6 protein-coding genes are annotated in these 3,261 nt (G+C 32.3%); all 6 read right to left on the reverse strand.

Annotated elements, in window-relative coordinates; translation table 11 throughout:
• Positions 1 to 907: GH25 family lysozyme (locus ACTNAO_RS12630; protein WP_441048082.1), on the reverse strand; the 907-nt coding region annotated here is incomplete at its 3' end.
• A 47-nt stretch (positions 908 to 954) separates the two neighbouring features.
• A complete protein-coding gene (locus tag ACTNAO_RS12635) occupies positions 955 to 1,197 on the reverse strand; it encodes a phage holin family protein (RefSeq protein ID WP_441028402.1) in 243 nt (80 codons plus the stop codon).
• Between the two features lie 18 nt (positions 1,198 to 1,215).
• Positions 1,216 to 1,446, reverse strand: a complete 231-nt coding sequence (locus tag ACTNAO_RS12640; RefSeq protein ID WP_320924721.1) for a hemolysin XhlA family protein — start codon at positions 1,444 to 1,446, stop codon at positions 1,216 to 1,218.
• A gap of 34 nt (positions 1,447 to 1,480) precedes the next feature.
• On the reverse strand, positions 1,481 to 1,717 hold the full coding sequence (locus ACTNAO_RS12645; protein ID WP_441028400.1) for a hypothetical protein: 237 nt from the start codon (positions 1,715 to 1,717) through the stop codon (positions 1,481 to 1,483).
• A gap of 18 nt (positions 1,718 to 1,735) precedes the next feature.
• Complete coding sequence (locus tag ACTNAO_RS12650; RefSeq protein WP_441028398.1) at positions 1,736 to 2,371, reverse strand: hypothetical protein; 636 nt, start codon at positions 2,369 to 2,371, stop codon at positions 1,736 to 1,738.
• Positions 2,372 to 2,375: 4 nt separating this feature from the next.
• Positions 2,376 to 3,083, reverse strand: coding sequence for a hypothetical protein (locus tag ACTNAO_RS12655; RefSeq protein WP_441028396.1), 708 nt, complete (start codon positions 3,081 to 3,083; stop codon positions 2,376 to 2,378).
• Positions 3,084 to 3,261: the final 178 nt, after the last annotated feature.

Genomic DNA, 3,261 nt, shown 5'->3' on the forward strand with positions numbered 1-3,261 from the left:
CTAAAAGTTTTCTCCAAGTGTTAGGACCAACTATACCATCATCATTTATATTCCATTTTCTCTGCATCCATTTAACTGCATTTTCTGTATCATTCCCAAAAATTCCATCAGGAGTTGCTCCACACCTTAATTGAATCCAAGTAGTAATATTTCCACTAGCACCTTTTCTTACTAAAGGACAAGCACTTAAAGTTAGTTCTCCTGGTATTCCATCTTCAATAAGCTTGTTACCATTTTTATCTCTAAATCCTTGTGCATTTAATTCTCTTTGTAATTGCAAGTAAATGTTATCTGTAGCAACTTGAGTTGTTGCATTATTTACAACTACTTGCTTATTACCATTTAAAACTCCCTCGTTGAACTCATTAACATCACAATTTCCGTTTACTCCTCCAATAGTGCCTTTTTCAGTGTATTGGTGTCCTATACGGTTTGTAAAGCCATTGGAAGGTAAATTCCAAGGAGAATTATTGTAATTAGCCTCCCAAAGTTTAAGTGTCTTAAATCTTTCTACATCTATATATTCATTAAGGAATGAAGTATAAGTATATATACCTATTTCCATACTAGTTAACTGGTTAAACCTTCCAATAAACCTTGCAATATAATCGTTAAGTCCTGGGAAGTTGACCTCTACATCTAACATAGGTACAAGGTCATTCTGGTAGCTGATAATCTCCTTGTAAAAGTTTTCTGCTTGCGTTTCTGGAGCAGATGTACCTACTAGAAAATGATAAAAACCTACTTTAGCACCTATACTCTTTGCTCCACCATAGAAAGCACTCTTGTAACTATCTTGAAATGTTGTTCCCTCTGTAGCTTTAATATACACACACTCTACTCCACTATTTTTCACACCATTAAAATTAATAGAACCATTGTTATTGCTTATATCTATTCCCTTCATTTATAATCACCTCATTTTTTATAAAAAAATAAGAGTAAGCATAAAGCCTACTCTGTTTTACCAATTTGCTTAAATACTTGATTTCCGTATACAGTAACACCAACTACAAGTATTCCTTGTATAATTGCATCTACATTAATACCCTTAATAGCTAACGCTAAGCCTATTCCAATAGGTAATAACACTAATGGAATATATTTATCCTTTACTACTTCTATGCCCTTTACAATGGCTCCTATAACGTATAAAACTGGTATTAGAATTAAACAATTTTCTACAATGTAATTCATAGAATCATCTCCTTTAATCTATATAAATCTAAACAATATTGCTATTGCTCCTGTAATTATAGCACCTAAAGCAGTTCTCCATAGCCACTTGTTGCTATCCTCTAAATCTGCAATTCGGTGATTAGCAACTGCAATTTTCTCTTCTACAGAACTTAACTTTAAATCTGTATTCTTATTGTAGTTTTCTAGCATAGTTTCTATTTTTATTAACCTTTCTCTTATATCTTGTATATCCTTCTCATTTTCCATAGACACACCTCACTTTTAAGTAAAATAAAAGAACCTACTCTTTATCTGTAGATTCTTTTTGTTCTGTATTTTCTTTTGTGTTGTCCTCTGTATTGGTCTCTGCGTTTTCTTCTATATTTTCTTTATATACTTCATCAATTAAATTCATTAATTCAGCATATTGTTCTTCTGTAATTCTATTATAAGCCATAAATACATCTATTCTATCTTGAATATCCTTTCTTGAGTAATACTTGTTTACTATAAGATTTTTTAAAACTTTAAATAACATATTATTATTCTCCTTTCTTTAAGTTAGACTATTATATTGAGTCTCCACTAAAGCACTTTGCGTCTCTAGTAGTTGCTTTTTTAAACTATCTAATTCATCCTTCCATGCTATTTGTTTATACCAATTTAGTTTATTTTCATTACCTCCTGCAACATATGCAGTAGAACTACCCCAATCTACATACAACATTCCATGAGTATTAGCTTGTCCCCATGCAATTCCAGAACCGTGTTGAGGCATACATGCATCAGAACTATCATTTTTTCTAAAAGATTTTGCAAAACCACACATATCTGTAGTACCAATAATTGTTTTTCTAAAGTTAGATGATATTGCACCACCTTCAAATTGCGATACGTATTTTATAGGTGCTTTCCCGTCTAAAGTTGTTTGTAAATTTGTTACCTCTGCAATAGTGTGATTATGAGCTTTTTCTGCTTTATTCCCTAAACTATTTTGTAAATTAGTAATATTGCTCTTATTAGTAGTGTTATCTGTTTCTAAATTAGTAAGTCTTGTTCTATCTTCTTTCAGTAAATCACTTTTAGCAACTTTCTTAGTAGCTTTACTATCACCTTCTTGTGTTACTATAAGTGTGTCTGTATCAGCAACAGTACTTGTAGAAGGTAATTGACTTCCTTTTACATAACTCATCTATTTATCCCTCCTTAACTAAAATATTTCCATCTTCTGTTTGTAATACAAAATTATCTTCTGTACAAATACTTTCAATAAATTCTTCAATGTCTTTTTTGATTTCCAATATCATGTTATATAATACATTACCTTGTCTTGCTGTTAATGCACTCTTTGTATTTGTGCTTTCTAAACTATCTATAAGGTTTGTAACACTTCCATCTTTACCAGGAGGGCCTTGTTCGCCTTGTGGTCCTTGTATCCCCTGTTCCCCTTGCGGTCCTTGTGGCCCTACATCTCCTTTAGGCCCTTTAATATTAACTACTACTGGTACTGTTTGACTTGTATCGTTTATCCAACTAATATTACCTTCACTATCAACAGAGGGTTTCCATGTTGCACCGTTTTCACCTTTAGGACCTTGTATCCCTTGTTCCCCTTTATTTCCTGTATCGCCTTTGACACCTTGTATACCTTGTTCTCCTTTATCTCCTTTATCTCCTTTTGGTCCCTTAATATTAGTTGTTGTAGGTGGATTGTCAGATGTATCTTTAGTCCAAGCTAAATTACCTTCACTATCAACAGAGGGTTTCCAGGTATCTCCTTTATCGCCTTTTTGTCCTACACCTGCATTATTCCATTTATCTATATCATCAAGTGTTATCTCTTGTAGAATATTTTTTCTGTATCTATAATCCTGTAAAAGTTCATTTTCTTCTCTTTCTAACATCTAACCACCTCCTAGAACCATGAACTACAAACAGAACCAATACTAGATAGATTTGCATACGTATCAGGATTAACAATATTAATACATCCAGCAAAACAATTTAATCCATGTATATAAGTAGTATCTTGCATTAATTCATACATAGCATCACTTATAGTAGTTAGATTAGTACAATAAG

Source organism: Clostridium sp. HCP1S3_C6 (genome assembly GCF_052066735.1).
Classification (GTDB): domain Bacteria; phylum Bacillota; class Clostridia; order Clostridiales; family Clostridiaceae; genus Clostridium.